19 protein-coding genes are annotated in these 21,947 nt (G+C 72.7%); 11 read left to right on the top strand and 8 right to left on the bottom strand.

What is annotated here, in order from left to right:
- Positions 1-12: 12 nt before the first annotated feature.
- Positions 13-636 (bottom strand): TetR/AcrR family transcriptional regulator, encoded by a 624-nt coding sequence (locus tag HS048_RS30780; RefSeq protein WP_191898382.1) that lies wholly within the window; start codon positions 634-636, stop codon positions 13-15.
- 86 nt (positions 637-722) lie between these two features.
- On the opposite strand from HS048_RS30780, the gene HS048_RS37745 reads away from it, so the two are divergent.
- Complete coding sequence (locus HS048_RS37745) at positions 723-2,048, top strand: NAD(P)/FAD-dependent oxidoreductase (RefSeq protein WP_196469603.1); 1,326 nt, start codon at positions 723-725, stop codon at positions 2,046-2,048.
- Positions 2,049-2,334: 286 nt separating this feature from the next.
- Here the strand turns inward: HS048_RS37745 and HS048_RS30770 are convergent, their stop codons facing one another.
- Complete coding sequence (locus tag HS048_RS30770) at positions 2,335-2,619, bottom strand: hypothetical protein (RefSeq protein ID WP_196469602.1); 285 nt, start codon at positions 2,617-2,619, stop codon at positions 2,335-2,337.
- A 232-nt stretch (positions 2,620-2,851) separates the two neighbouring features.
- Here HS048_RS30770 and HS048_RS30765 point away from each other — a divergent pair, with 232 nt between their 5' ends.
- The 4 genes from HS048_RS30765 (at position 2,852) to HS048_RS30750 (ending at position 6,504) form a co-directional block, all read left to right on the top strand.
- The gene (locus tag HS048_RS30765) at positions 2,852-4,291 is read left to right on the top strand and encodes a helix-turn-helix transcriptional regulator (protein ID WP_196469601.1); all 1,440 of its coding nucleotides are present in this window, start codon (positions 2,852-2,854) and stop codon (positions 4,289-4,291) included.
- Entirely contained in the window at positions 4,288-5,193 is a 906-nt protein-coding gene (locus tag HS048_RS30760; protein ID WP_068903432.1) for a phosphotransferase enzyme family protein, read from the top strand. The genes HS048_RS30765 and HS048_RS30760 overlap by 4 nt, the downstream gene beginning before the upstream one ends.
- Before the next feature lie 39 nt (positions 5,194-5,232).
- On the top strand, positions 5,233-5,649 hold the full coding sequence (locus HS048_RS30755) for an SRPBCC family protein (RefSeq protein ID WP_230882381.1): 417 nt from the start codon (positions 5,233-5,235) through the stop codon (positions 5,647-5,649).
- A 180-nt stretch (positions 5,650-5,829) separates the two neighbouring features.
- Entirely contained in the window at positions 5,830-6,504 is a 675-nt protein-coding gene (locus HS048_RS30750; RefSeq protein ID WP_196469600.1) for a rhomboid family intramembrane serine protease, read from the top strand.
- A gap of 137 nt (positions 6,505-6,641) precedes the next feature.
- Here HS048_RS30750 and HS048_RS30745 read toward each other — a convergent pair whose 3' ends face one another.
- Together HS048_RS30745 and HS048_RS30740 are read right to left on the bottom strand one after the other, a co-directional pair.
- Positions 6,642-8,402: a bifunctional UDP-sugar hydrolase/5'-nucleotidase gene (locus HS048_RS30745; RefSeq protein WP_196469599.1), complete on the bottom strand. Its 1,761-nt coding sequence runs from the start codon at positions 8,400-8,402 to the stop codon at positions 6,642-6,644.
- Between the two features lie 134 nt (positions 8,403-8,536).
- On the bottom strand, positions 8,537-9,394 hold the full coding sequence (locus HS048_RS30740; protein ID WP_196469598.1) for an ABC transporter substrate-binding protein: 858 nt from the start codon (positions 9,392-9,394) through the stop codon (positions 8,537-8,539).
- Between the two features lie 130 nt (positions 9,395-9,524).
- On the opposite strand from HS048_RS30740, the gene HS048_RS37740 reads away from it, so the two are divergent.
- Positions 9,525-11,099, top strand: a complete 1,575-nt coding sequence (locus HS048_RS37740; RefSeq protein WP_068903440.1) for a methyl-accepting chemotaxis protein — start codon at positions 9,525-9,527, stop codon at positions 11,097-11,099.
- 144 nt (positions 11,100-11,243) lie between these two features.
- Here the strand turns inward: HS048_RS37740 and HS048_RS30730 are convergent, their stop codons facing one another.
- Positions 11,244-12,140, bottom strand: a complete 897-nt coding sequence (locus tag HS048_RS30730; RefSeq protein ID WP_084009021.1) for a sensor histidine kinase — start codon at positions 12,138-12,140, stop codon at positions 11,244-11,246.
- 154 nt (positions 12,141-12,294) lie between these two features.
- Positions 12,295-13,275: an aldo/keto reductase gene (locus tag HS048_RS30725; protein ID WP_196469597.1), complete on the bottom strand. Its 981-nt coding sequence runs from the start codon at positions 13,273-13,275 to the stop codon at positions 12,295-12,297.
- A 161-nt stretch (positions 13,276-13,436) separates the two neighbouring features.
- Here HS048_RS30725 and HS048_RS30720 point away from each other — a divergent pair, with 161 nt between their 5' ends.
- Positions 13,437-14,645, top strand: coding sequence for an RNA-guided endonuclease TnpB family protein (locus tag HS048_RS30720; RefSeq protein ID WP_196469596.1), 1,209 nt, complete (start codon positions 13,437-13,439; stop codon positions 14,643-14,645).
- A gap of 14 nt (positions 14,646-14,659) precedes the next feature.
- On the opposite strand, the gene HS048_RS30715 is transcribed toward HS048_RS30720, so the two are convergent.
- Entirely contained in the window at positions 14,660-15,031 is a 372-nt protein-coding gene (locus HS048_RS30715; RefSeq protein ID WP_068903446.1) for a MerR family transcriptional regulator, read from the bottom strand.
- A gap of 236 nt (positions 15,032-15,267) precedes the next feature.
- Here HS048_RS30715 and HS048_RS30710 point away from each other — a divergent pair, with 236 nt between their 5' ends.
- The 4 genes from HS048_RS30710 to HS048_RS30695 all read left to right on the top strand — a co-directional run bounded on the left by HS048_RS30710 (position 15,268) and on the right by HS048_RS30695 (position 19,377).
- Positions 15,268-16,005 carry a DUF998 domain-containing protein gene (locus tag HS048_RS30710; protein ID WP_084009022.1) on the top strand — a complete coding sequence of 246 codons (738 nt, stop codon included), beginning with the start codon at positions 15,268-15,270 and terminating at the stop codon, positions 16,003-16,005.
- A gap of 138 nt (positions 16,006-16,143) precedes the next feature.
- The gene (locus tag HS048_RS30705) at positions 16,144-17,145 is read left to right on the top strand and encodes a phosphotriesterase (RefSeq protein ID WP_068903449.1); all 1,002 of its coding nucleotides are present in this window, start codon (positions 16,144-16,146) and stop codon (positions 17,143-17,145) included.
- 67 nt (positions 17,146-17,212) lie between these two features.
- A complete protein-coding gene (locus tag HS048_RS30700) occupies positions 17,213-18,667 on the top strand; it encodes a WGR domain-containing protein (protein WP_196469595.1) in 1,455 nt (484 codons plus the stop codon).
- A 155-nt stretch (positions 18,668-18,822) separates the two neighbouring features.
- Positions 18,823-19,377, top strand: a complete 555-nt coding sequence (locus HS048_RS30695) for a DinB family protein (protein WP_196469594.1) — start codon at positions 18,823-18,825, stop codon at positions 19,375-19,377.
- A 140-nt stretch (positions 19,378-19,517) separates the two neighbouring features.
- Here the strand turns inward: HS048_RS30695 and HS048_RS30690 are convergent, their stop codons facing one another.
- Entirely contained in the window at positions 19,518-21,923 is a 2,406-nt protein-coding gene (locus HS048_RS30690) for a Tex family protein (RefSeq protein ID WP_196469593.1), read from the bottom strand.
- Positions 21,924-21,947: the final 24 nt, after the last annotated feature.

Genomic DNA, 21,947 nt, shown 5'->3' with positions numbered 1-21,947 from the left:
CCTGCCACACCGCTACGGCCGGTCGGCCCCGGGGCCCGCCAGGCCGTGCAGGAGGAGGTCGGTGAGGGTGTCGACCACCTGGTCGTCGGTGATCTGCGGGCCCTTCTCGCCCGAGGTGAGCACCGCGTAGGCCAGCATCGAGAGCATCGCGCCCATCGCCGCGCTCACCAGGGCGGGGTCGCCGGGGAGCCGGTGCCCCCGCTCCCGGAGGTACTCCAGGTGGTCGCGGAGGACGGCGGTGTCCTCGGTGAGGCTCTTCCAGGCGCGGCCGGAGCCGAGGTTCTCGGTCATCGCCGACTGGTGGAGGGCGACCATCACCGGCAGGTGGTCGCGGAAGACCGTCCAGGCGACGGCGAGGTGGTCGCGGAGCTGCCCGCGGTCGGTCAGGTCGTGGTCGCGGGGGTGGTCGTAGGCGGCGATCTCGGCGTCGGCCTGGTCGTTCATGTCCCGCAGGAGCGCCTGGAGCAGCTCCTCCTTGCCTGCGAAGTGGTCGTAGAAGGAGCCGGTGGCCCGGCCGGCGGCGGCGGTGATGTCGGTGATCTTCGTGTTCACGTATCCCCGCTCCGCGAACAGGCGGCGGGCCGCGTCCTTCAACGCGGCCTCGGTCTCGGCCGCCTTCGCCTTGCGCACTCCCACAGGTCCTCCTCGCCCCTTCTTGACCCCGACCGTAGCAACCCGCATACTGAATTTGAATTCGGTGAATCTAGATTCAGGGAGATGTCGTGAAGGCGGTCGTGGTGGGTGCGGGGGTGGCCGGGGCGGCGAGTGCGATCGCGCTGCGGCGGGCGGGGGCCGAGGTGACGGTCATCGAGGCGTACGAGGACCCCGCAGGGGAGGTCGGCTCCTACCTGAGCCTCGCCTCCAACGGGCTGCGCGCGCTCGACGCGCTGGGCTGCGCGGAGGCCGTGGCCGGGCGCGGGTTCGAGGTGCCGCGCCAGCGGATGTGGGGGGCCTCCGGGCGGCTGCTCGGCGACGTGCCCCGCGGGCGCAGGTCGGGCGACCCGCGCAACAGCGTGACGCTGATGCGGGGCCACCTGGTCGAGGAGCTGCGCGCCGCGGCGCTGCGCGCGGGAGCGGAGATCGTCACGGGCCGGCGGTTCGAGCCGGAGGGCGTCCTGGTGGAGAGCGTCTCGGCCGGGGGTTCCTCCGCCGGGACCGCCTCGGCCGGGGGTGCCCTGGCGGGGAAGGCCCCCGGGAAGGGTTCTCCGGCGGGCGGTCCCCTCACGGAGGGGGTCTTCGAGGGGGCGGACCTGGTGGTCGGGGCGGACGGGATCTGGTCGGCCGTCCGCAGGGCACTGGACCCGGCGGCCCCGGTGCCGCGCTACGGCGGCCTCTACGGCATCTCCGGGGTGTCGGAGGGGGTGCCGCGGAGCGCCGCGACCGAGCCGGGGACGTTCAACATGACCTTCGCCCGCAACGGGGCCTTCGTCCACATCGTCCGCCCGGACGGGACGATCTGGTGGTCGGCGCAGGTCGCCGACGCCCGGGAGCCCTCGGACATCGGCCTGGAACGGCTGGCCGAGCTCTACCGGTCGGAGCGGGTCCCTCTGGAGATCATGCGGGCGACGACCGGGCTCCACCGGCTCGTGCTCCACCACGTGCTGGCCGAGGTGCCGCTCTGGCAGGACGGCCGGACGGTGCTGGTGGGCGACGCCGCGCATCCCGTGGGCGCCGGTCAGGGCGCGTCCATGGCGATCGAGGACGCCGTCGTCCTCGGCCGGGCACTGCGGGAGGAGATCCGTACGGGTCGGGAGGGCCGCGCAGGCCGCGGGGCTGAGGACCGTGGGAACGGGAGTGGGAGCGGGGGCGGGGGCGGGGGCGGGGCGCGTGCGGGCGTCGTGGCCGCCGCGCTGGCCCGCTACGACCGCGAGCGGCGTGCCCGCCTGACGAAGATGGCCAGGGCCGCGAGCGCCAACCGCGACGCCAAGACGGCGGGCCCGGTCGGCCGCCGGATGAACGAGCTGGTCATGCCGCTGGTCCTCCGGTACTTCTATGAGAGGGCGACCGGCTGGCTCTACGCCGAAGACCTCTCCCGGGCGCTGGACTGACGGACGCCGGACCGGCGGGTGCCGGGCTGACGGGTGCTGGATTGACGGGTGCCGGGCTGACGGATGCCCCCGGACCGGCGGATGCCGGACCCCGGGGCGCCGGGCCGACGGGCCGCGCCGGGCCGGAGCCCCTCAGAAGGGGAGCACCCGGCCGGACGGCGTCCGGAGGTCGAGCGACACCGGCTTGCGCGGCGGACGCGGGCGCTGGATGATCTGGGTCCTTTTCACGTGCCGCTCCTTTCTGCTCTTGATCACGGGTGTTACCCATGTGCCACCCAAGAAACACCTATCTCCGGATCACCTGCAGCACGCTCACGACCCGTTCGGCCGCCGTGGCGACGTCCTCGGCGTGTCCGATGCGCCCCGCCCAGGAGAGCCAGAACCACCATTCGCCGTCCTCCTCGTGGGCGGCGAGCACGTCCTCGGTCCTGGCCGGGGCCATCGGATTGATCACGTGCAGGCGCGGGGAGGGCTCCTCCCGCGTCTGCAGGCGCGTACGGAAGGACTGCGCCTCCAACTGGGCGGCGAGACGCCGCAAATGGTCGACTGCCTCGCCCCGGTCAGTCGTCATCCGGATCACCCCCGACGGGCGCTGGTGTCTGTCTTTCCCGCAGGGTGCGGCCTGGAGAGCAGAACGGCAATCGGTTTCCTTCCCCGGAAGGAGGGCGGAACCGTGGATTACCTGAGGAACCCGCCGGTATTCCGCGCGGAAACCACGGGTAAAGGAACTGTGGTGCACAGGTCTGATTACTCTGCGGTGCGCCCTCGTTAATGTTGTGCGAACAGCGACCGGGAGGGGCGCCGTGGCCCGAGGGGAACATTCGCCCGCCTGCGCCAGACGCTGGCGGGAGCAGGCGGAGTCGCGGCAGTGGACTCCGTGGCAGACCGCGCAGGCGATCCACGGCTGCTGCGGGGTGAGCCTGCTCAAGGCGCACCGGCTGGCCCGCGGCTGGTCGGCCAGGGAGGCGGTGCGCGAGCTGGAGGAGCTGTGCGAGCGCCAGGGCCTCGGCGAGGCCAGGGCCAGCATCGACCTGCTCAACGCCTGGGAGAACCACCGCGCCCGCCCCCGTCCGCAGACCATCGAGCTGCTCGCGCGGCTCTACCGCGCCAACGCCGTACGGCTCGGCCTGGCCGGCGACTACGCCGAGGACGGCGCGGACGACGCCAAGGTGGTGGTGGTCGCCGGCGGCGAGGCCCGCACGCTGCACGAGACCGCGGGCCGCGGTGACGACGACACCGAGCGGCGCGCGCTGTTCCACCACGCGCTGCTCGGCTCGCGCTTCGCGATGAGCGGCCGGCTGATGGCCGAGGTCGAGCGGGCCCGCCAGGACCTGGACCGCACGCTGGCGGTGTCGAGCGTGACCGAGGAGCAGCTCGACCGGCTCGACGAGCAGGTGGTCCGCTACCGGCGCGAGTACATCACCAGTGCACCACTGCCGATGCTCTACCGGCTGACGCTGGAGCTGTCGGACGTGCGGACGCTGGTCGCCGCCCGGCAGCCCGCGATGTTCCAGCGCCGGCTGCTCAACGCCACCGTGATGCTCGCGCTGCTCTCGGCGGACGCGCTGATGAAGCTCGGCGACACCCGCCAGGCCCACGCCTGGTACGGCACCGCCCGCACCGCCTCCGACGACATGGGCGACCTGCGGCTGCGCGCCCTGGTCCGGGCCCAGGAGGCGATGCTGCCCTACTACTACGGCGACCTGACCGAGACGGTCCGGCTGGCCCGCGAGGCCAGGATGCTGGCCGGGAACGCTCCCAGCTCCCCGGCGGCGCTCGGCGCGGCGGCCGAGGCGCGGGCGCTGGCCAGGATGGGCGAGCACAAGGCGGCCCGGGTCGCGCTGGCCGAGGCCGAGCAGATCTTCGCCAGGATGCCTCCGGAGGGCCACGACCACCTGGCGTTCCGCTTCTCCGAGCGGAGACTGCAGTTCTACCGGATCGGCACGCTGATCGAACTGGGGGAGGAGGTCGACTGGGCGCCCGGCCCCTCCGGCCCCTACACCATCGACCCGGTGCTGATCCTGCTCGACCAGGCCGCGCACCGGGTGCGCGGCGGCCAGGAGGAGGAGGGCTGCCGGCTGGCGGAGAAGGCCCTGCTCCAGGTGCCGCCGGAGCACCGCACCTCGATCGTGGTGGACCGGGCCCGGGCGCTGCTGTCGGCGATCCGGCCGGGGCTGCGGAAGGCGCCGGCGGTGCGCCGGCTGGCGGACCTGCTCGCCGACACCTCTCCGGCGGGCTCATGAGCGCACTCGCCGCGGAGGCGTTCGCGATCCTGCGGGAGGTCTGCGACGGGATGGGGATCGACCACCGCGGCGCGCGGCTGCTGCGCGTGCGCAGCAACGCGGTCTTCAAGCTGCGCAGCGAGATCGTGGTGCGGATCGCCACCTCGCCCGGCGCGCGGGCCCGGCTGCCGGTGGTGCTCGCGGTGGCCCGGTGGCTGGCGGGCCAGGGGTTCCCGGCGGTGCGCCCGGCCGACGAGATCTCCGAGCAGCCGGTGGAGCACGGCGGCCGGGTCGTCACGTTCTGGCACTACGTCCCGGCCAGCGGCCGGCCCACCACCACGGAGCTGGGCGAGATCCTGCGCAGCCTGCACCGGCTGCCGGTGCCGCCGCATCCGCTGAAGCGGTTCGCCGACCCGCTGGCGGAGGTGCGCGGGGCGGTGAGCCGTTCGGCGGTGCTCACCTCAGGGCAGCGCGCCTGGCTGAGCGAGCGCATCGCGGAGCTGACCGACCGCTGGACCGACCTCGACGCCGACGGCCCGCCGGTGCTGCTGCACGGCGACGCCTGGATCGACAACCTGCTCCGCTGCGCCGACGGCCACGTGGTCCTGTGCGACTGGGACGGCGTGGCGGTCGGACCCCGGGAGTGGGACCTGGTCCACACCTACCACGGGCAGCGCCGCTTCGGGCTGACCTCGGCCGACGTGGACGCCTTCGCCGACGCCTACGGCAGCGACCTGAGGTCGTGGCCGGGCTACTCCACGCTGATGGAGGTGCGGGACATGTACGCCGTGGGCATCCACATCCGCAACGCCGCCGCCGATCCCTTCTCCCGCAGGGAGCTGCCCCGCCGCCTCGACTCGCTCGCGCGAGGTGAGAAGAACGCCCGGTGGTACATGGCCGAACCCGTTACTGTCTCCCCATAAAGATCTTTATTTGGGGGCAGATCGGTGCCGAAAGTTACTTTGCGACATACCTTCCACGTTCGGAACACCCCGGCCGCGCTCCGGGCGCACCTGAGCCAGCCGCAGAGCTACGTGGGGCTCTCGCCGCTGGTCGTCGCGGTGCGCGACATCCAGCAGGGGGAGGACGAGTCGCGCTACGTCGCGGTGGAGAGGTTCAAGGTCCTCGGCCTCACCTACGAGAACCCGATCAGGGTGACGCTGCGGAGCGCACCGGCGGCCGTGGAGGGGAAGGTCACCAGTCCCGGCGGGGTGCGGATGGACTACCGGTTCCTGCTGGCGGAGTCCGGGGACGGGACGGAGGTCGAGGACACGCTCGTCGTGCACGCCTGGGCCCGGCCGCTGCTGAACTTCGCCGCACGCAAGGCCCGCGAGGTCCAGCTCGCCCGGGCCAAGGTGCTCGCCGCCCGGCTGGGCTGACCCGCCCCGGCGGGGGAGCGGCCCTGCCCGGTCCGACCCCGGTCCGGCCTGCGCCTGCGGGGCGTGGGAGGCCGTCTTCCCCGCCGTCCGGCGGGCTGGAGGGAGCGGTCCGACTGCATTCGTGACCTTGTGCCCGGATACTGGTCCGGCTGCGGGAAACGGACAACCGGGAGGAACAGGGTGGAAGCCAAGGGCCGCACGGCCGAGATCATGATCGACGAGGCCCGGAAGGCGTTCTGGGTCATGGTCGGCTTCCTGGCCCTCATCTGGGCGCTGCACATCCCCAACGCGCTCTCGGGCTACAGGCTGGCCTACGAGCACGGAAGGGAGGCCCGCGAGCTCTCCAGCTTGCCCGACATCGCCTCGGCGCCCTTCCTGCACTGGGACTGGGGACATCTGCAGGGCAACTCCGGGCCGTTGTTCGTCTTCGGATTCCTGGCCGCCTACCGGGGTGTCGTCAAGTTCCTCGGCGTGACCGGGTTCATCATCGTGGTCAGCGGCTTCGGCTCGTGGCTCACGTCGGACGTCGGCAGTGTGAGCGCGGGATCGAGCAGCGTCATCTTCGGCTACTTCGGCTACGTCCTGGTGCGTGGGCTGTTCGACCGGAACACGATCGACATCGTGGTGGGCGTGGTCATGGCATTCTGCTTCGCCGATTACTTCGTCGGGCTGCTGCCGCAGGAGGGCATCGGCTGGCAGAGCCACCTGTTCGGATTCCTGGGCGGCCTCGTGGGCGGTTGGCTGTTCCGCGAGCGCCGCCGCGCGAAGGCGCCCGCCCTGCCGCAGGACTCCAGGTCCGCGCTGCTGAAGGAGCTGGACGACCTGGGGCTCGGCCAGGACGGCCCCGCCCGCTGAGCGGGACCCGTACGGCGGTCCGGTGGCCCGGACCGCGACCCCGCCTCCGGCCGGGAACGAGGAAAGGCCCCTGGCCGGAACCGGTGCAGAGGCGGCCGGAGGACCGGCCGCCCCTTCACCTCCGCGGGCGGGAACCGCTAGAAGAGCGGCGTGCCGTCGCGGGTGAGCCTCCAGTTAGCCTCGGCGAAGGCCGCCGGGTCGATGGTGCCGGTGGCGGTGGCGTGGTCGATCAGCGCCTGGCGGATCTCCACCTGGGCGTTGTAGACCACCGGGGCCGTGGTGACGTGCGGGAAGCCGCCGCCGCCCGACTGCCGGTAGTTGTTGATCGCGACCACGAACTGCTGGTCGGCGGCGACCGGCCGCCCCTGGTAGGACAGGCCGGCGATGCGCTGGCCGACCGGCTTGGCGACGTCGACGTCGTAGGTGACGCCGGCCAGCTGGTCGTAGTTGTAGTCGGGGGTCCCGCCGGCGTTGGTCAGCGCCGCCAGGTCCACCGGGGCGCCCGGCGCGAGCTGGTTGAAGTACCGGGCGGAGTACTCCAGGTAGTCCTTGAGCTGCGAGCCGGTGAGCTTCACCGCCATCAGCGTGTTGTCGTAGATGTACAGGCCCGCCATGTCGCGGACGCTGACCGGCCCGGCCGGGAAGACCGCGCTCCGGCTGAACGGCGCCGAGATCGACAGCACAGGCAGGGCGGCGTCGGCCGTGCCCTCCAGGGCCTTGGCGACCGTCTCGGTCTGCACCTTCTGGATGTAGTCCAGGATCGGGGTGTCCTTGTACGGCGACTCCGCCGCGGACAGCTGCTCCCTGGACTGGGCCACGACCGTGTTGACGTACTTGACCGTGGTGTCGTGCTGCTCCTTCATGAGCTCGACGATCTTCGGGTCCTCGGCCACGGTGTTGGTGTTCAGCAGCGTGGAGGACTTGCCGGTCACCACCCACCGGCCGCGCTGCTTGGCGAGGGTGAAGTCCAGCACGCTCAGCCGCTGGCCCCACTTGCCCGGCTCGGACAGCAGCACCTGCCGGCCGGTGGCCCTGTTGGTGACGAACTTCTGCGCCACCTCGTTGTGCGCGTGCCCGAACAGCACCGCGTCGATGCCCGGGACCTGCTCGGCGACGAGCGCCGAGGCGTTCTCGACCGGCAGGTCGCCGCCGTAGGACGACAGGCCGTTGTCGCCCGCGTGCGCGGTGACCACGACCACGTCGGCGCCCAGCCCGCGGATGACCGGCACCCACTTCCTGGCGCTCGCGACCAGGTCGGTGAAGCGCAGCTTCCCTTCGACGTTGGCCTTGTCCCAGATCGCCACGCCCGGGTTGGTCAGGCCGAGCACACCGACCTTGACCGGCTTCTCGCCCCTGACCTTCATGGTCTTGATGACGAACGGCTGGTAGGCGGGCAGGCCGCTCCTGGCGTGCACGGCGTTGGCGCCGAGCACCGGGGCCTTCATCTGCCTGACCCAGGTGGCCAGCAGCGGCAGGCCGTAGTTGAACTCGTGGTTGCCCAGGGTGACCGCGTCGTAGCCGATGGCGTTCATCGCGCGGGCCATCGGGTGGAGTCTCCCGGTCTCGCTGACCGGCTCGATCTTGGCGTAGTAGTACGCCAGGGGGGTGCCCTGGATGGTGTCGCCGGAGTCGAACAGCAGGGTCCGGCCGGCGCCGCGCTCGGCCCTGACCCGGTCGACGAGGGTCGAGACCTTGGCCAGGCCGACGTGGTTGCCCTTGCCGTCGGCGAACTCGGCGTTCTTGAAGTAGTCCCAGTTGAGGGTGTTGCCGTGCAGGTCGGAGGTGCCCATCACGGTCACCGTCACGGACTTCTCGGGGGAGGACGCCGAGGCGGCCGCGGGAACGGCCAGTGCCGCCGCCGTGGCCACGCCTACGACGGCGAGCTTCTTACTCTTCATGTCAACGGAGGGTAATCCCCGCAGATCGCTTCCGGGTCACGATGTTCTCACTGGTCAGCGGCCATCGGGCCGGAGGTCTGCCACCGGTCCGGGCACCCCGGGCTCACGTGCCGACGGTCCGGGCACCCCGGGGCTCACGCGCCGCCGTTGACGGCGCCGGTCTTGAGCGAGCCCTCGCCGATCTCCCACTTCTCCAGCAGCGCGTCGTAGGTGCCGTCGCGGAACAGCTCGTACAGCGCCAGCTGGACGGCCTTGGCCAGGGTGCCCCGATTCTTGCCGATCGCGATGCCGTACGGCGCGGCTTCGATCTGCGCGCCGGACATGCGCAGCGAGGGGTTCTCCCGGACGGCCACCGCGGCCGGGGGGAAGTCCTCCAGGTAGGCGTCGGCCCTGCCCGCGAGCACCGCCTTCTTGGAGTCGGCCAGCGCGCCGACCGTGACGACGGTCATCTTCCGGCCCGCGGGGCAGCGGGCGTCCTGCGCCCGGGCGAGGCCGACGTAGATGGTGTCCGCCGGGACGGCGACCCGCCGCCCGCACAGGGCGGTGATCCCCTCGCCGTCCAGCGCGCCCTTCGCGACGACGACCGAGCCGACGTTGAGGTAGTCGACGAAGTCGACGCGGGCCTGCCGCTCGGCGGTGTCGGTGATGGACGCCATGGCGGCGTCGACCTCACCGGACTCCACGTGGCCCAGCAGGTCGCCCCAGGACGTCTGCCGCAGCTCCGCCCGCACGCCGAGCCGGGCGGCGACGGCGTGGGCCAGGTCGACGTCGAAGCCCTTCTGCTCGCCGCCCTCCGTGAACTCCATCGGCGCGTAGGACAGGTCGGAGCCGATGACCAGGACCCCCGCCCGCCGGATGTCGTCGGGGACGTGGGCGCGGGCGGAGGAGACCTGGGCGGGGGTCCGCGCGGCCTCCTGCGCGGCCGGGCCGGTGGAGCATCCGGTGAGGGCGAAGCCGGCGGTGAGAGCCGCGAGCCATGGGGTCAGGCGCATGGGACGTCCCTGGGTACTCGGTGGAGCTGTCGCTTCTTGACAGGGGAATCGGCAGTGACCTGCGTCACCTGAGTCCTCAGCTCCGTCGATCGTCGGCCGATCCATGCTGCGAGAGAGCGGAGAGGCACTGATGAGACTCACGATCCGGCACCAGATCCTGGCCCTGGCGGCCGCCGGGTTCCTCCTGGTCACCGCGGCCGGCCTGATCGGTCACCGGGGCATCTCCCGGCTGGAGGAGGCGCAGGCCGCGGCCCGCGCCTCGGCGACGGCCCTGCGGGCCGTCGGCACGGCCGACAGCGCCCGGGTGGCGTTCCGGGGCGACGTGCTCAACGCGCTGACCACGCGCGACAGCACGGAGCGGCAGGCCGTGCTGGACCGGCTGGGCACGCACGTGGCGAACCTGCGCGCGGGCCTGGCCGACGTCGTCGGCGCCCGGCCGGAGCTGGCTCCCCGGGTGGCCGAGCTCGACGGCACGGTCGACGAGATGATCGCCGCCGGGCAGCGGGTGGTGACCCTGGCCAGCCGGGTCGTCAGCGATCCCGGGCAGGTCGGCGCCGCCGGGGCGCGGCCGGATTTCGAGAGCCGCTACGCCCGGTTCGACGAGGCGCTGCCCGCACTGGCGCGGTCGATCGCGGAGAAGGCCGACGAGTCCTCCGAGGCGGCCGAGGCGATGGCCTCCGACGCCAAGGCCCTCACCCTGGCCACCGCGGGACTGGCCGCCGTGCTGCTGGGCGGCGCCGCCGTACTGCTGGCGCGCCGCGTGTCGCGGCGGGTCGACGCCTGCGTGCAAGCGATGAAGGCGCTGGCGGGCAAGGACCTCACCGCGCGCGCGGACATCGGCGGCGGGGACGAGCTCGCCGACCTCGCCGGAAGCATCGACGAGGTCGTCACCACGGTCCGTGAGGCGATCGGCGAGATCGCCGACAACGCCGCCGCGCTCATCTCGGCCTCGGGGAGGCTCTCGGAGACCAGCCGGGGACTGGCGGGCGGCGCGCGCACCGCGGCCGACCAGGCGCACAGCGCCTCGTCCAACGTGGACCAGGTGGGGCGGAGCGTCGGCACGACCCACGAGGCGGCCCGGAGCCTGCAGGGCTCCATCCGCGAGATCAACGGCGCCGTCGCCGAGGCCGTCGAGGTCGCCGCGGAGGCGGTGGAGCTGGCCGCGACCACGAACCGCACGATCGAGGGGCTGCGGGCCTCCAGCGGGGAGGTCGGCGCCGTGGTCAACATGATCAACTCCATCGCGCGGCAGACGAACCTGCTCGCCCTGAACGCGACGATCGAGGCGGCCAGGGCGGGGGAGCAGGGCAGGGGGTTCGCCGTCGTCGCCGGCGAGGTGAAGGACCTCTCCCAGGAGACCGCCGCCGCCACCGAGGACATCGAGAGCAAGGTCTCGGCGATGCGCGGCGGGACCGAGGACGCGATCGAGGCGATCGGCCGCATCGGATCGGTGATCAACCGCATCGACGAGATCCAGCGCTCCATCGCCACCGCGATCGAGGTGCAGAGTCAGGCCACCCGCTCCATCGGCGACGGCATCGACGTGGTCTCCCGGTCCTCGGACGACATCACCGGCTCGATCCTGAGCCTCGCCGAGGCGACCCGCACCACCCGGGACGGCGCCGCTCACACGGAGGCGGCCGCCACGGAACTGGCGGGGCTGGCGGAGAGCCTCAACGCCATCGCGGAGCGGTTCCGCCGCTGACGCTCCCGGCGGCTCGCGCGGGCTCCACCGCCTCCCGGTCGTCCGCGGCCACGTCGGCCACCCGGAGGTCCGGCTGGGCGCCGATGACGGCTCCGGGTCCGCGGCGGATCGCCGCCCGGTCGCCGGCGGGCAGGGCGGAGACGGTCAGGAGACCACCGTCATCCGCCCGGCCAGCGGCAGGGAGACCCGCACGCCGTACCCGCCCTCCGGCAGGGGGCCGGCGGACAGCCGCCCGTGGAACAGGGCGACGCGCTCGCGCATGCCGATCAGCCCGTGGCCCGTCCCCGCCGGGGCGGGGGCGCGGCCGTCGCGCGGGCCCTCGTCGACGATGTCCAGGCAGAGCATCCGGGGCCGGTAGGCGACCGTCACCTCGGATCTGGTCGGGCCGGCGTGGCGCAGGGTGTTGGCGAGCGCCTCCTGGACGATCCGGTAGGCCGACAGGTCCAGGCCCGTCGGGAGCGGGGAGGGCACGCCCTCGACGCTCAGGGCGACCTCCAGCCCCGCCGCGCGGACCTGCTCCACCAGGTCGTCCAGCCGGGCCAGGCCGGGCTGGGGGGCGAGCCCCTCCCCGTCCGGTCCGGTGCGGAGCAGCCCGACCATGCGGCGCAGCTCCTCCACCGCCTCGCGCCCCGTCTCCTCCACCACGGTCAGCGCCTCGCGCTGGGCGGCCTGGCCGGGGTCGAGCATCAGCCGCGCCGCCCCCGCCTGCATGACCATCACGCTGACGCTGTGCGCGACGACGTCGTGCAGCTCCCGGGCGATGCGGACCCGCTCCTCGGTCACCGCCTCCCGGGCGAGCAGCTCGCCGCGCTCCTCCGCCTGCACCGCGAGCTCCCGCGCGCGCACCGCGAGCCGCCGGTGGCGGCGTACGGCGACGCCCGCGCCGCCCGAGGCGACGGGCACCAGCAGCGCGACAGCCACGTCACCGGCTCCCGGAGGCCCGGTGACCGACACCGTCACCGCGACGAACAGCGCGACGAACAGCGCGACGGCCACCGCGACCGTCCAGTCGACCACGGTGGGAGGCGGGCGGTGACTCATGGGAACAGAGCGTAGAGGGATCTTTCACCCCTGAAATCCATCTTCAGGCGGATGAAGGATCGGAGCGCGCCTCGACGACGCGTGGTACGGCCGGGCCCCGGCGTCCGTGCCGTGCCCGGTCCCGCACCGTGCCCGGTCCCGCACCGTGCCCGGATCACTGCTCGATGGAGGACATGTCCGGGTAGCGGTCGCCGAGCACGGCCTCGGCGGGCACGGCGGACTCCAGGGCGGCGACCTGGTCGGCGGTCAGCTCGATGCCGGCCGCCGCCGCGTTCTCCTCCAGGTAGCGCAGCCGCTTGGTGCCGGGGATCGGGACGACGTCCTCACCCCGGGTCAGCAGCCAGGCCAGCGCGAGCTGGGCCGGGGTGCAGCCCACCTCGTCGGCGATCTTCCGGACCTCCGCGACGAGCGCCTCGTTGCGCGCCCCGCTCTCCCCGGTGAAGCGGGGGAGGTGCTTGCGGAAGTCGTCGTCGGGCAGCTCCCCGGCGGGCGGCAGGGTCCCGCCGAGCAGGCCCCGGCTGATCGGCGAGTAGGCCACCAGCGCGACGCCCAGCTCCCGGGCGGCCGGCAGGATCTCCTGCTCGATGCCGCGGGTGAACAGGGAGTACTCGCTCTGCAGCGCGGCGATCGGGTGGACCGCGTGGGCTCTGCGCAGCGTCTCCGCGCTCACCTCGGACAGGCCGAGATGGCCGACCTTGCCGGCGGCGACGAGCTCGGCCATCGCGCCGACGGTCTCCTCGATCGGCACCCGGGTGTCCCGGCGGTGCAGGTAGTACAGGTCGACGCGGTCGACGCCGAGCCTGCGCAGGGAGGCGTCGCAGGCCTTCCTGACGTACTCGGGGCTGCCGTCGATGGTGCGCTCGGCGGGGTTCGCGCTCCGGACGATGCCGAACTTGGTGGCCAGCACCACCTCGTCGCGGCGGCCGGCGATCGCCCGCCCGACCAGCTCCTCGTTGTGGCCCATGCCGTACATGTCGGCGGTGTCGAGGAAGTTCACCCCGAGCTCCAGCGCCCGGTGGATGACGGCGACCGACTCGGACTCGTCGGCCGTGCCGTAGAACTCCGACATCCCCATGCAGCCGAGTCCGAGCGCGGACACCTCCGGGCCGCCGGTGCCGAGACGTCGCTTGTTCATCATGGGGCCTCCTTCGTGGATACCCCGGCCTTCAGGCCGGGGAGGAAACGAAGCTCCCGCATAGCGGGGCAGGGAAAGGCGAATCGCCGCCAGGGCGATTCGGCGTCTACGGCCACCGGCCGAAACCCGCCGCTCACACGGAAACTGATACGATGTGAGGCATGACGCAGCAGGTCAAGCGGGCTTTTAAGTACCGCTTTTACCCCACGGACGAGCAGGCAGCTGAGCTGTCCCGCACGTTCGGCTGCGTCCGCCTCGTGTACAACAAGGCGTTGGAGGAGCGCACGCGGGCCTGGTACGGCGAGCAGCGCAGAATCTCCTACGTGCAGTCCTCGGCGGAGCTCACCGAGTGGAAGAAGAGCGAGGAGCTTGCCTTCCTGGCTGAGGTGTCCTCCGTCCCACTCCAGCAGGCGCTGCGCCACCTTCAGACCGCGTTCGGGAACTTCTTCGCCAAGCGTGCGAAGTACCCGCGCTTCAAGTCGAGGAAGAAGTCCCGTGCGTCGGCCGAGTACACCCGTAGTGCGTTCAAGTGGCGTGACGGGAAGCTGACGCTGGCGAAGATGGCCGACCCGTTGGACATCCGCTGGTCGCGTCCCCTGCCCGAAGGCGTGGAGCCTACGACCGTGACGGTGTCCCGTGATGCGGTCGGGCGTTGGTTCGTGTCCCTGCTGTGCGAGGACTCCATCGCGCCCGCGCCCGCCACTACGAACGCGGTTGGCATCGACGCCGGGGTCACGTCCCTGGTGACCCTGTCCACCGGGGAGAAGATCGCCAACCCTGAGCACGAGCGGCGTGACCGCGCCCGCCTCGCCCGCGCGCAGCGTGAGCTGTCCCGGAAGGCGAAGGGTTCGGCCAACCGAGAGAAGGCCCGCAGCAAGGTCGCTCGCGTCCACGCGCGGATCGCCGACCGCCGCCGCGACTTCCTGCACAAGCTGACCACTCGACTCGTCCGTGAGAACCAAACGGTCGTGATCGAGGACCTCACCGTCCGCAACATGCTGAAGAACCACTCGCTCGCGCGAGCCATCTCGGACGCGTCGTGGACGGAACTGCGCTCCATGCTGGAGTACAAGTGCGCCTGGTACGGGCGCGAACTCGTCGTGATCGACCGCTGGTTCCCCAGCTCCAAGCTGTGCGGAGCCTGCGGCACGATCCGCGAGAAGCTGCCGCTGAACGTCCGCGAGTGGACGTGCGACTGTGGCACCGTGCATGACCGCGACGTGAACGCGGCACGCAACATCCTGGCCGCCGGGCTGGCGGCGTCTGCCTGTGGAGACGGTGTAAGACCTCAACGGGAGTCCTCCCGGACGGGGCGGTCGTCGGTGAAGCAGGAACCCCAGCGGGCGACCGCTGGAATCCCCCGCCTTTAGGGCGGGGGAGGAAGTCAAGAGCTCTCCATCCCGTAGTACATGTCGATCTTCCGGTCGAGGACCGCGAGGTCCCCGTTGAGCTGGGCGATGCGCTCCAGGACCCGTTCCCGGTGCGCCTGGAGGATCCGCCGCCGCTCGGCCGCCGTCTCCGGTCCCCGGCGGACGAGCTCGGCGTAGCGGCACATGTCGGCGATCGGCATCCCGGTCCTGCGCAGCTTCGTCAGGAACTCCAGCCAGGCGAGGTCGGCGCCGGTGTAACTGCGGTGCCCCGCCGCGTCGCGTCCCACCTCGGGGACGAGCCCGATCCGCTCGTAGTAGCGCAGCGTGTGCGCGCTCAGCCCGGACGTCCGGGAGGCCTCCTGGATGGTGATGCCCGTCATGCCCATGGGCACCACCGTGCACCTTCGAGTGCACTCCAAGTCAAGCCGCCCCCTTCCGGCGCGCCGACCCTGAGGGGGCGGACCCTACCCCGGGCGGTCTTCGCGCAGTTCACGGGCCTCCTGCCGGGGGCATCCCCCTGACGCCCGCCCCACCCCCTCCCGGGGTTCCTCCGGGGGCGCTCAGGGATCCCTGGGGATCATCTCGGATGGTCCGTGACCTGGCCCGCCGCGATGGTTGAGCCATGGCAGGAACAGCAGGCACAGAGACTTCCGGGACCCGGACGATGCTCCTCGGCTACGCGGCGATCGGCGCCGGGGCCGTGTCCATGATCGGGCTGCACATGGCCGCGGGCCTCGACCCGCTGCACACCGTGATCAGCGAGTACGCGTTCGAGCCGGACGGCTGGCTGCTGCCCACCTCGCTGACGCTCTTCGCGGTGGGCGCGACGGCCTTCGCCGTGCTGCTGGCCCGCCGCGGCGAGGACCGCAAGGCGGCGCTGCTGGTCGGGGTCTGGGGCCTGTGCATGCTGCTGGTCGGGGCCTTCCCCACCGACCGGCCCGGGGTTCCGCTCTCGATGTCCGGCGGGATCCACCGCTACGCCGCCTTCGCGGCCTTCCTGGCGATGCCGGTCGCCGGCCTGATCCTGGCCCGGCGGCACGAGGGCCGGCCGTACGCCAGGGCGGTGAAGGCGCTCAGCCTGGCCTCGCTGGGCGTGCTGGTCCTGGTGGTCGTGCCGTACGTGGTGCGGATGCTCGGCCTCGAGCCCGCCGGCGTGCCCACCGGGGCGATCCAGCGGCTGGTGGTCGTCTCCGAGGTGGCGGTGCTGGCGATGCTCGGGCTGGTGCTGGGGAGCGGGCCCGTCCGCGGCCGTGGGAGGCCGGTCCCGGCGGCCGGTGGGGCGGCCGGAACCGTCCCTCGGCAACGCACGGGTGCTTTCGGGGACGACCGGCACGCCGTCCGCGTCGAGGAGTTCGTGTGACCGCAGGGTGTCGCCGCGGGGGCACCGGGGCGCGGGGGCACCGGGGCGCGGGGCGCGGTGACCGTTGACGGCCCCCGCCCCGCGGATCTACGGTCACGGCACCGACCAGTCGGTACGCAACGGGTGTGGAGGATGCGCATGTCGACCGTCAGCTCCGCGACGGGCCCCGCCGTCGAGACCGCGCTCGGGCCCGTGCCCGCGGCCGATCTGGGGCCGACCCTCATGCACGAGCACGTCTTCGTCCTGGCCACCGAGCACCTGGACAACTACGGCAGGGGCTCCTGGTGGGACGAGGACGTCCGGGTGGCCGACGCCGTCGCCAAGCTGCGGGCCGTCGCCGCCAAGGGAGTGCGGACGATCGCCGACCCGACGGTCTGGGGGCTGGGCCGGTACATCCCCCGGGTGCGGCGGGTGGCCGAGCAGGTGCCCGAGATCAACATCATCGTCGCCACCGGGCTCTACTCCTACGACGAGGTCCCGCACCAGTACGAGCACCGGGGGCCGGGCCTGCTGCTGGACATGCCGGAGCCGATGACCGAGGACTTCACCCGCGACCTGACCGAGGGCATCGCCGACACCGGGGTCAGGGCGGCCTTCCTCAAGTGCGTGGTCGAGAGCAGGGGACTCACCCCGGGCGTCGAGCGGATCTGCCGCGCCGTGGCGCAGGCCCACGTGCGGACCGGCGCGCCGATCACCGTCCACACGGACTCCGGGACGCGCAGCGGGCTGCCCGCCCTGGACCTGTTCGCCGAGGAGGGCGTGGACCTGACCAAGGTGGTGGTGGGGCACGCGGGCGACAGCAACGACCTGGACTACCTGATGCGGCTGGCCGACACCGGGGCGACGCTCGGCATGGACCGGTTCGGGCTGGAGCTGTACAACCCGACGGCGCAGCGGGTGGCGACGGTCGCGGCGCTCTGCGAGCGCGGATACGCCGACCGGATGGTGCTCAGCCACGACGCCGCCTGCTTCATGGACTACTTCGGCGGCGCGTGGGACGACGTGCTGACCCAGGCCGCACCCGACTGGCGCTACGACCACATCCACGACGACGTGCTCCCGGCGCTGCGGGAGGCCGGGGTGACGGACGCGCAGATCGACCGGATGCTGGTGGACAACCCGCGCCGGTACTTCTCCTGACTTCTATGGTTTTGTCGCTCGCCTGCCGTACGCTCCGCCGAAAGTCGATCAACGAAAGAGGCGTGACATGGCGGCGCGGAGCACCTACCTGGAACTGTCCGAGGACGGCGGCGGTTCGCACAAGTTCTACGAGGTGGTGCTCGACGGGACGCAGGTGACGATCAGCTACGGCCGGATCGGGGAGAGCGGGCAGACCAAGGTGTCGGCCTTCGCCACCGCGGAGAAGGCCGAGGCCGCCGCGGCGAAGAAGATCGGCGAGAAGGTCCGCAAGGGCTACGCCCCGGCGGTCCGCGGGGTCCGCCAGGCCCGGGCGGTCACCCGGCGCAGCATGGTCAGCTCCCGCTCCACGGCCGAGCAGGCTCCGGTGCTGTGGCGCTTCGCCAGCGGCGCGGCGGCCTTCGGCATCTTCGTGGACGCCGAGCGCTGCTGGGTCGGCAACCAGCGGGGCGATGTCTACACCGTCACCCACGGCGGCACGGTCACCGGCCGGTTCCGGCTGCCCGACGGCGTCAAGTGCATCGTCGCCGACGACTTCTGGATCTACGCGGGCGCCGACGACGGCAAGGTCTACGACCTCAGCGGCAAGGTGCCCCGGGTCGCCTACGAGATCGCCGAGGACGTCGACATCTACTGGCTCGACATCCACGACGGCGTGCTCGGCGTGTCCGACCGGGCCGGGCGCGTCACCACCATCGACCACGAGGACGAGTTCCAGTGGGCGCGCGGCGGCCAGGGCGACTCCGGCTGGATGGTCCGCTGCGACGACGAGGCCGTCTACCACGGCACGTCCACGGGCGTGGCCCGCTACGACGCCGCCGACGGCGCCCCCGTCTGGCGGACCGGGGTGCAGGGCGAGGTGCTGTTCGGCTGGCAGGAGGAGGGCTCGGTCTACGCGGGCACCTCGCGCGGCGCCGTGCACCGCCTGCGCAAGTCCGACGGCCGGAGCGAGGCGGTCTACCGCTGCGACGGCTCCGTCTTCTCCTGCGCCACCGCCCCCGACGGCCGGTACGTCTTCGCCGGGGACAACCACTCCTCCGTCTACTGCTTCGCCGCCGACGGCACGCGACTGTGGAAGCTGGCCACCGGCTGCGGCTCCGCCTTCTCGATGCAGTACCTCGACGACCGCCTCTACATCGTCACCACCGACGGCACCCTGGCCTGCATCGACGCCACCGAGGAGGCGATCAGGGCGGCGCAGTCGGGCACCGTCCCCGAGCCGGTGGACGTCAAGGCCGCGGCCGGGCTGGCCGCGGTGGAGCCGGAGACGGCGCTGGAGACCGTCTCCGTGGAGAGCGTCTCGGCGGGCGCGGCCGGAGCGGACGGCGGCGTGGTCGTGGAGTGCTTCCGGGAGGGGGAGCGGCTCCGGGTCCGGGTGGTCAGCGAGGGCTACGACTCCCGGTGGAACGTGCAGTTCCCCAAGAACGTACGCGAGGCCGGGGCCCGCTATCTCGTCGAGGGCGTCCGCTCCTCCGGGCGCGGCGGGTTCTACCGCGCCTACGGCGACATCCGGCGCCTGCTCTGATCCCCGGGTCCGGGGATCAGAGCCCGAGTGCGGGCCGGGGCCGTACGGCGGCGGGATCGTGCGGCCCGTCCTGCGGTACGGCCCGTGCCCGCCGGGCGCCATCGGAGGCGGGCACGCGCGCACGGAGACGGGCGTCCGCTCGTAGCATCGCAGGCATGACCATCGACTGGAACCGGGAACTCGTCGACCAGCTCGACTGGCACTGGCAGAACCAGCTGCGGCGGCGCCTCGACGGCCTGAGCGACGACGAATACCTGTGGGAGCCCGTCCCCGGATGCTGGAACGTCCGCCCTCGCGACCCGGCCGACCCGGACCGCGGCGTCGGAGCCGGTGAATTCGTCATCGACTACGCCTGGCCCGAGCCGGATCCGGCGCCGGTGACGACCATCGCCTGGCGGCTCGGCCACCTCATCGTGGGCGTCCTCGGCGTCAGGAACGCCGCGCACTTCGGCGGGCCGCCGACGGACTACCAGGGCTTCGCGTACGCGGGGACGGCGGGTGAGGCGCTGGACATGCTCGACGGGGCCTACGCGGCCTGGATCGAGGGGGTGCGGGGGCTCGGCGCTGAAGGGCTGGGCCGTCCGTGCGGGCCCGCCGAGGGGCCGTTCGCCGACCACCCGATGGCGGCGCTGGTCCTGCACATCAACCGGGAGGTCGTCCACCACGGCGCCGAGATCGCCCTGCTGCGCGACCTCTACCTCCGCCGCTGACCTCGCGACAGGAGACACCGCGCCCGGAGCAGGACACCGCGGCCGACGGCGGCCGGCGGCGGCCGACGGGCACGCGGTGGACATCCGGCGGGCATCCGGTGAGTACGGCCGCCGCCCGGCGGGGCGGCGGCCGTACGGCTTCAGCGGCCGCGGGCGTCGCCGTCGAGACCGGCGCGGCGCAGGGCCTCGGCCATGGCACCGCCCGGCGCGTTGCGCGGCTGGCCTCCCCGGGGCCGGCCGCCCTGCTGCTGTCCGCCCCGGGCCTGGCCGCCGCGCTGCTGCCCGCCGCGCTCCCGGCCGTCTCCCCGGCGTTCCCCCTCGCCCTCCGGCCGGCGGTTCCCCGGCCGGCCGTCGCGCCGGCCGCCTTGGCCGCCGCCCTGCTCGGAGCGGCCCGCGGCCTCGTCCTCCAGGCGGAGGGTGAGCGAGATGCGCTTGCGCGGGATGTCGACGTCGAGCACCTTCACCCGGACCACGTCACCGGGCTTCACCACCTCGCGCGGGTCCTTGACGAACGTGCGCGACATCGCCGAGACGTGGACCAGGCCGTCCTGGTGCACGCCGACGTCGACGAACGCGCCGAAGGCCGCCACGTTGGTGACCACGCCCTCCAGCAGCATGCCGGGCGTGAGGTCGGAGATCTTCTCCACGCCCTCCTTGAACGTCGCGGTCTTGAAGGCCGGGCGGGGGTCGCGGCCCGGCTTCTCCAGCTCGGAGAGGATGTCGGTGACGGTCGGCAGGCCGAACGTGTCGTCCACGAAGTCCTGCGGCCTGAGGGAGCGCAGCACCGCGGTGTTGCCGATCACCTTGGTGATCTCGCCGCCGGTCGCCGACAGGATGCGCCGTACCACCGGGTAGGCCTCGGGGTGCACGCTGGAGGCGTCGAGCGGGTCGTCGCCTCCGGGGATGCGCAGGAAGCCCGCGCACTGCTCGAACGCCTTGGGCCCGAGCCGGGCGACGTCCTTGAGCGCCCGGCGGGAGCGGAACGGGCCGCACGCGTCGCGGTGGGCGACGATGTTCTCCGCGAGGCCGGAGGTGATGCCCGACACCCGGGTCAGCAGCGGCGCCGAGGCGGTGTTGACGTCCACGCCCACCGCGTTCACGCAGTCCTCGACGACCGCGTCGAGCGAGCGGGAGAGCTTGCTCTCGGCCAGGTCGTGCTGGTACTGGCCGACGCCGATGGACTTGGGGTCGATCTTGACGAGCTCGGCCAGCGGGTCCTGGAGGCGGCGGGCGATGGACACCGCGCCGCGCAGCGAGACGTCCAGGCCGGGCAGCTCCTGCGAGGCGTAGGCGGAGGCGGAGTAGACCGACGCGCCGGCCTCCGAGACCACGATCTTGGTCAGTCCGGGGACCAGCTTGAGCAGGTCGGCCGCGAGCCTGTCGGTCTCCCGGGAGGCGGTGCCGTTGCCGATCGCGACCAGTTCCACGCCGTGGTCCTTGGCCAGCTTCGCGAGCGTGGCCAGGGACTGGTCCCACTGGCGGCGCGGCTCGTGCGGGTAGATCGTGTCGGTCGCCACGACCTTGCCGGTGCCGTCCACCACCGCGACCTTCACCCCGGTGCGCAGGCCGGGGTCCAGCCCCATCGTCGGCCGGGTTCCCGCCGGGGCGGCCAGCAGCAGGTCGCGCAGGTTGGCGGCGAACACCCGGACCGCCTCGTCCTCGGCCGCCTGCCACATGCGCATACGCAGGTCGATGCCGAGATGGACGAGGATGCGGGTGCGCCACGCCCAGCGCACGGTGTCGGCCAGCCACCCGTCGGCGGGCCGCCCCCGGTCGGAGATGCCGAACCTGCGGGCGATGGACGCCTCGTAGGTGCCGGTGGGCTCCTCCTCCGGCTCCAGGGTGAGGGTGAGGACCTCCTCCTTCTCCCCCCGGAACATCGCCAGGATCCGGTGCGAGGGCAGCTTGGTGAAGGGCTCGGCGAAGTCGAAGTAGTCGGAGAACTTCGCGCCGGCCTCCTCCTTGCCCTCGCGCACCGCCGCGACCAGCCGCCCTCTGCTCCACATCCGCTCGCGCAGCTCGCCGACCAGGTCGGCGTCCTCGCTGAACCGCTCGACCAGGATGGCGCGGGCCCCGTCCAGCGCGGCGGCCGCGTCGGGCACCCCCTCGCCGACGAAGGCCGCGGCGGCGGCCTGCGGGTCGACCGACGGGTCGGCGAGCAGGCCGTCGGCGAGCGGCTCGAGCCCGGCCTCCCGGGCGATCTGCGCCTTGGTCCGCCGCTTGGGCTTGTAGGGCAGGTAGACGTCCTCCAGGCGGGCCTTGGAGTCGGCCGCCATGATCTGCGCCTCGAGGGCGTCGTCGAGCTTGCCCTGGCTCCGCACCGACTCCAGGATCGCGGTGCGCCGCTCCTCCAGCTCGCGCAGGTAGCGCAACCGCTCCTCGAGCGTACGCAGCTGCGCGTCGTCGAGCATGCCGGTGGCTTCCTTGCGGTAGCGGGCGATGAACGGCACGGTGGCCCCGCCGTCGAGCAGCTCCACCGCGGCCTGCACCTGCCGCTCGCGCACGCCCAGCTCTTCGGCGATCCGCTGATGAATAGAAGTCGTCACGGTCTTCTTCCCCTTGTGATGGAC

The organism is Planomonospora sp. ID91781 (assembly GCF_015711595.1).
GTDB lineage: Bacteria > Actinomycetota > Actinomycetes > Streptosporangiales > Streptosporangiaceae > Planomonospora > Planomonospora parontospora.
Note: the sequence above shows the minus strand (reverse complement) of the source record. Positions and strands in the feature narration are given on the sequence as shown.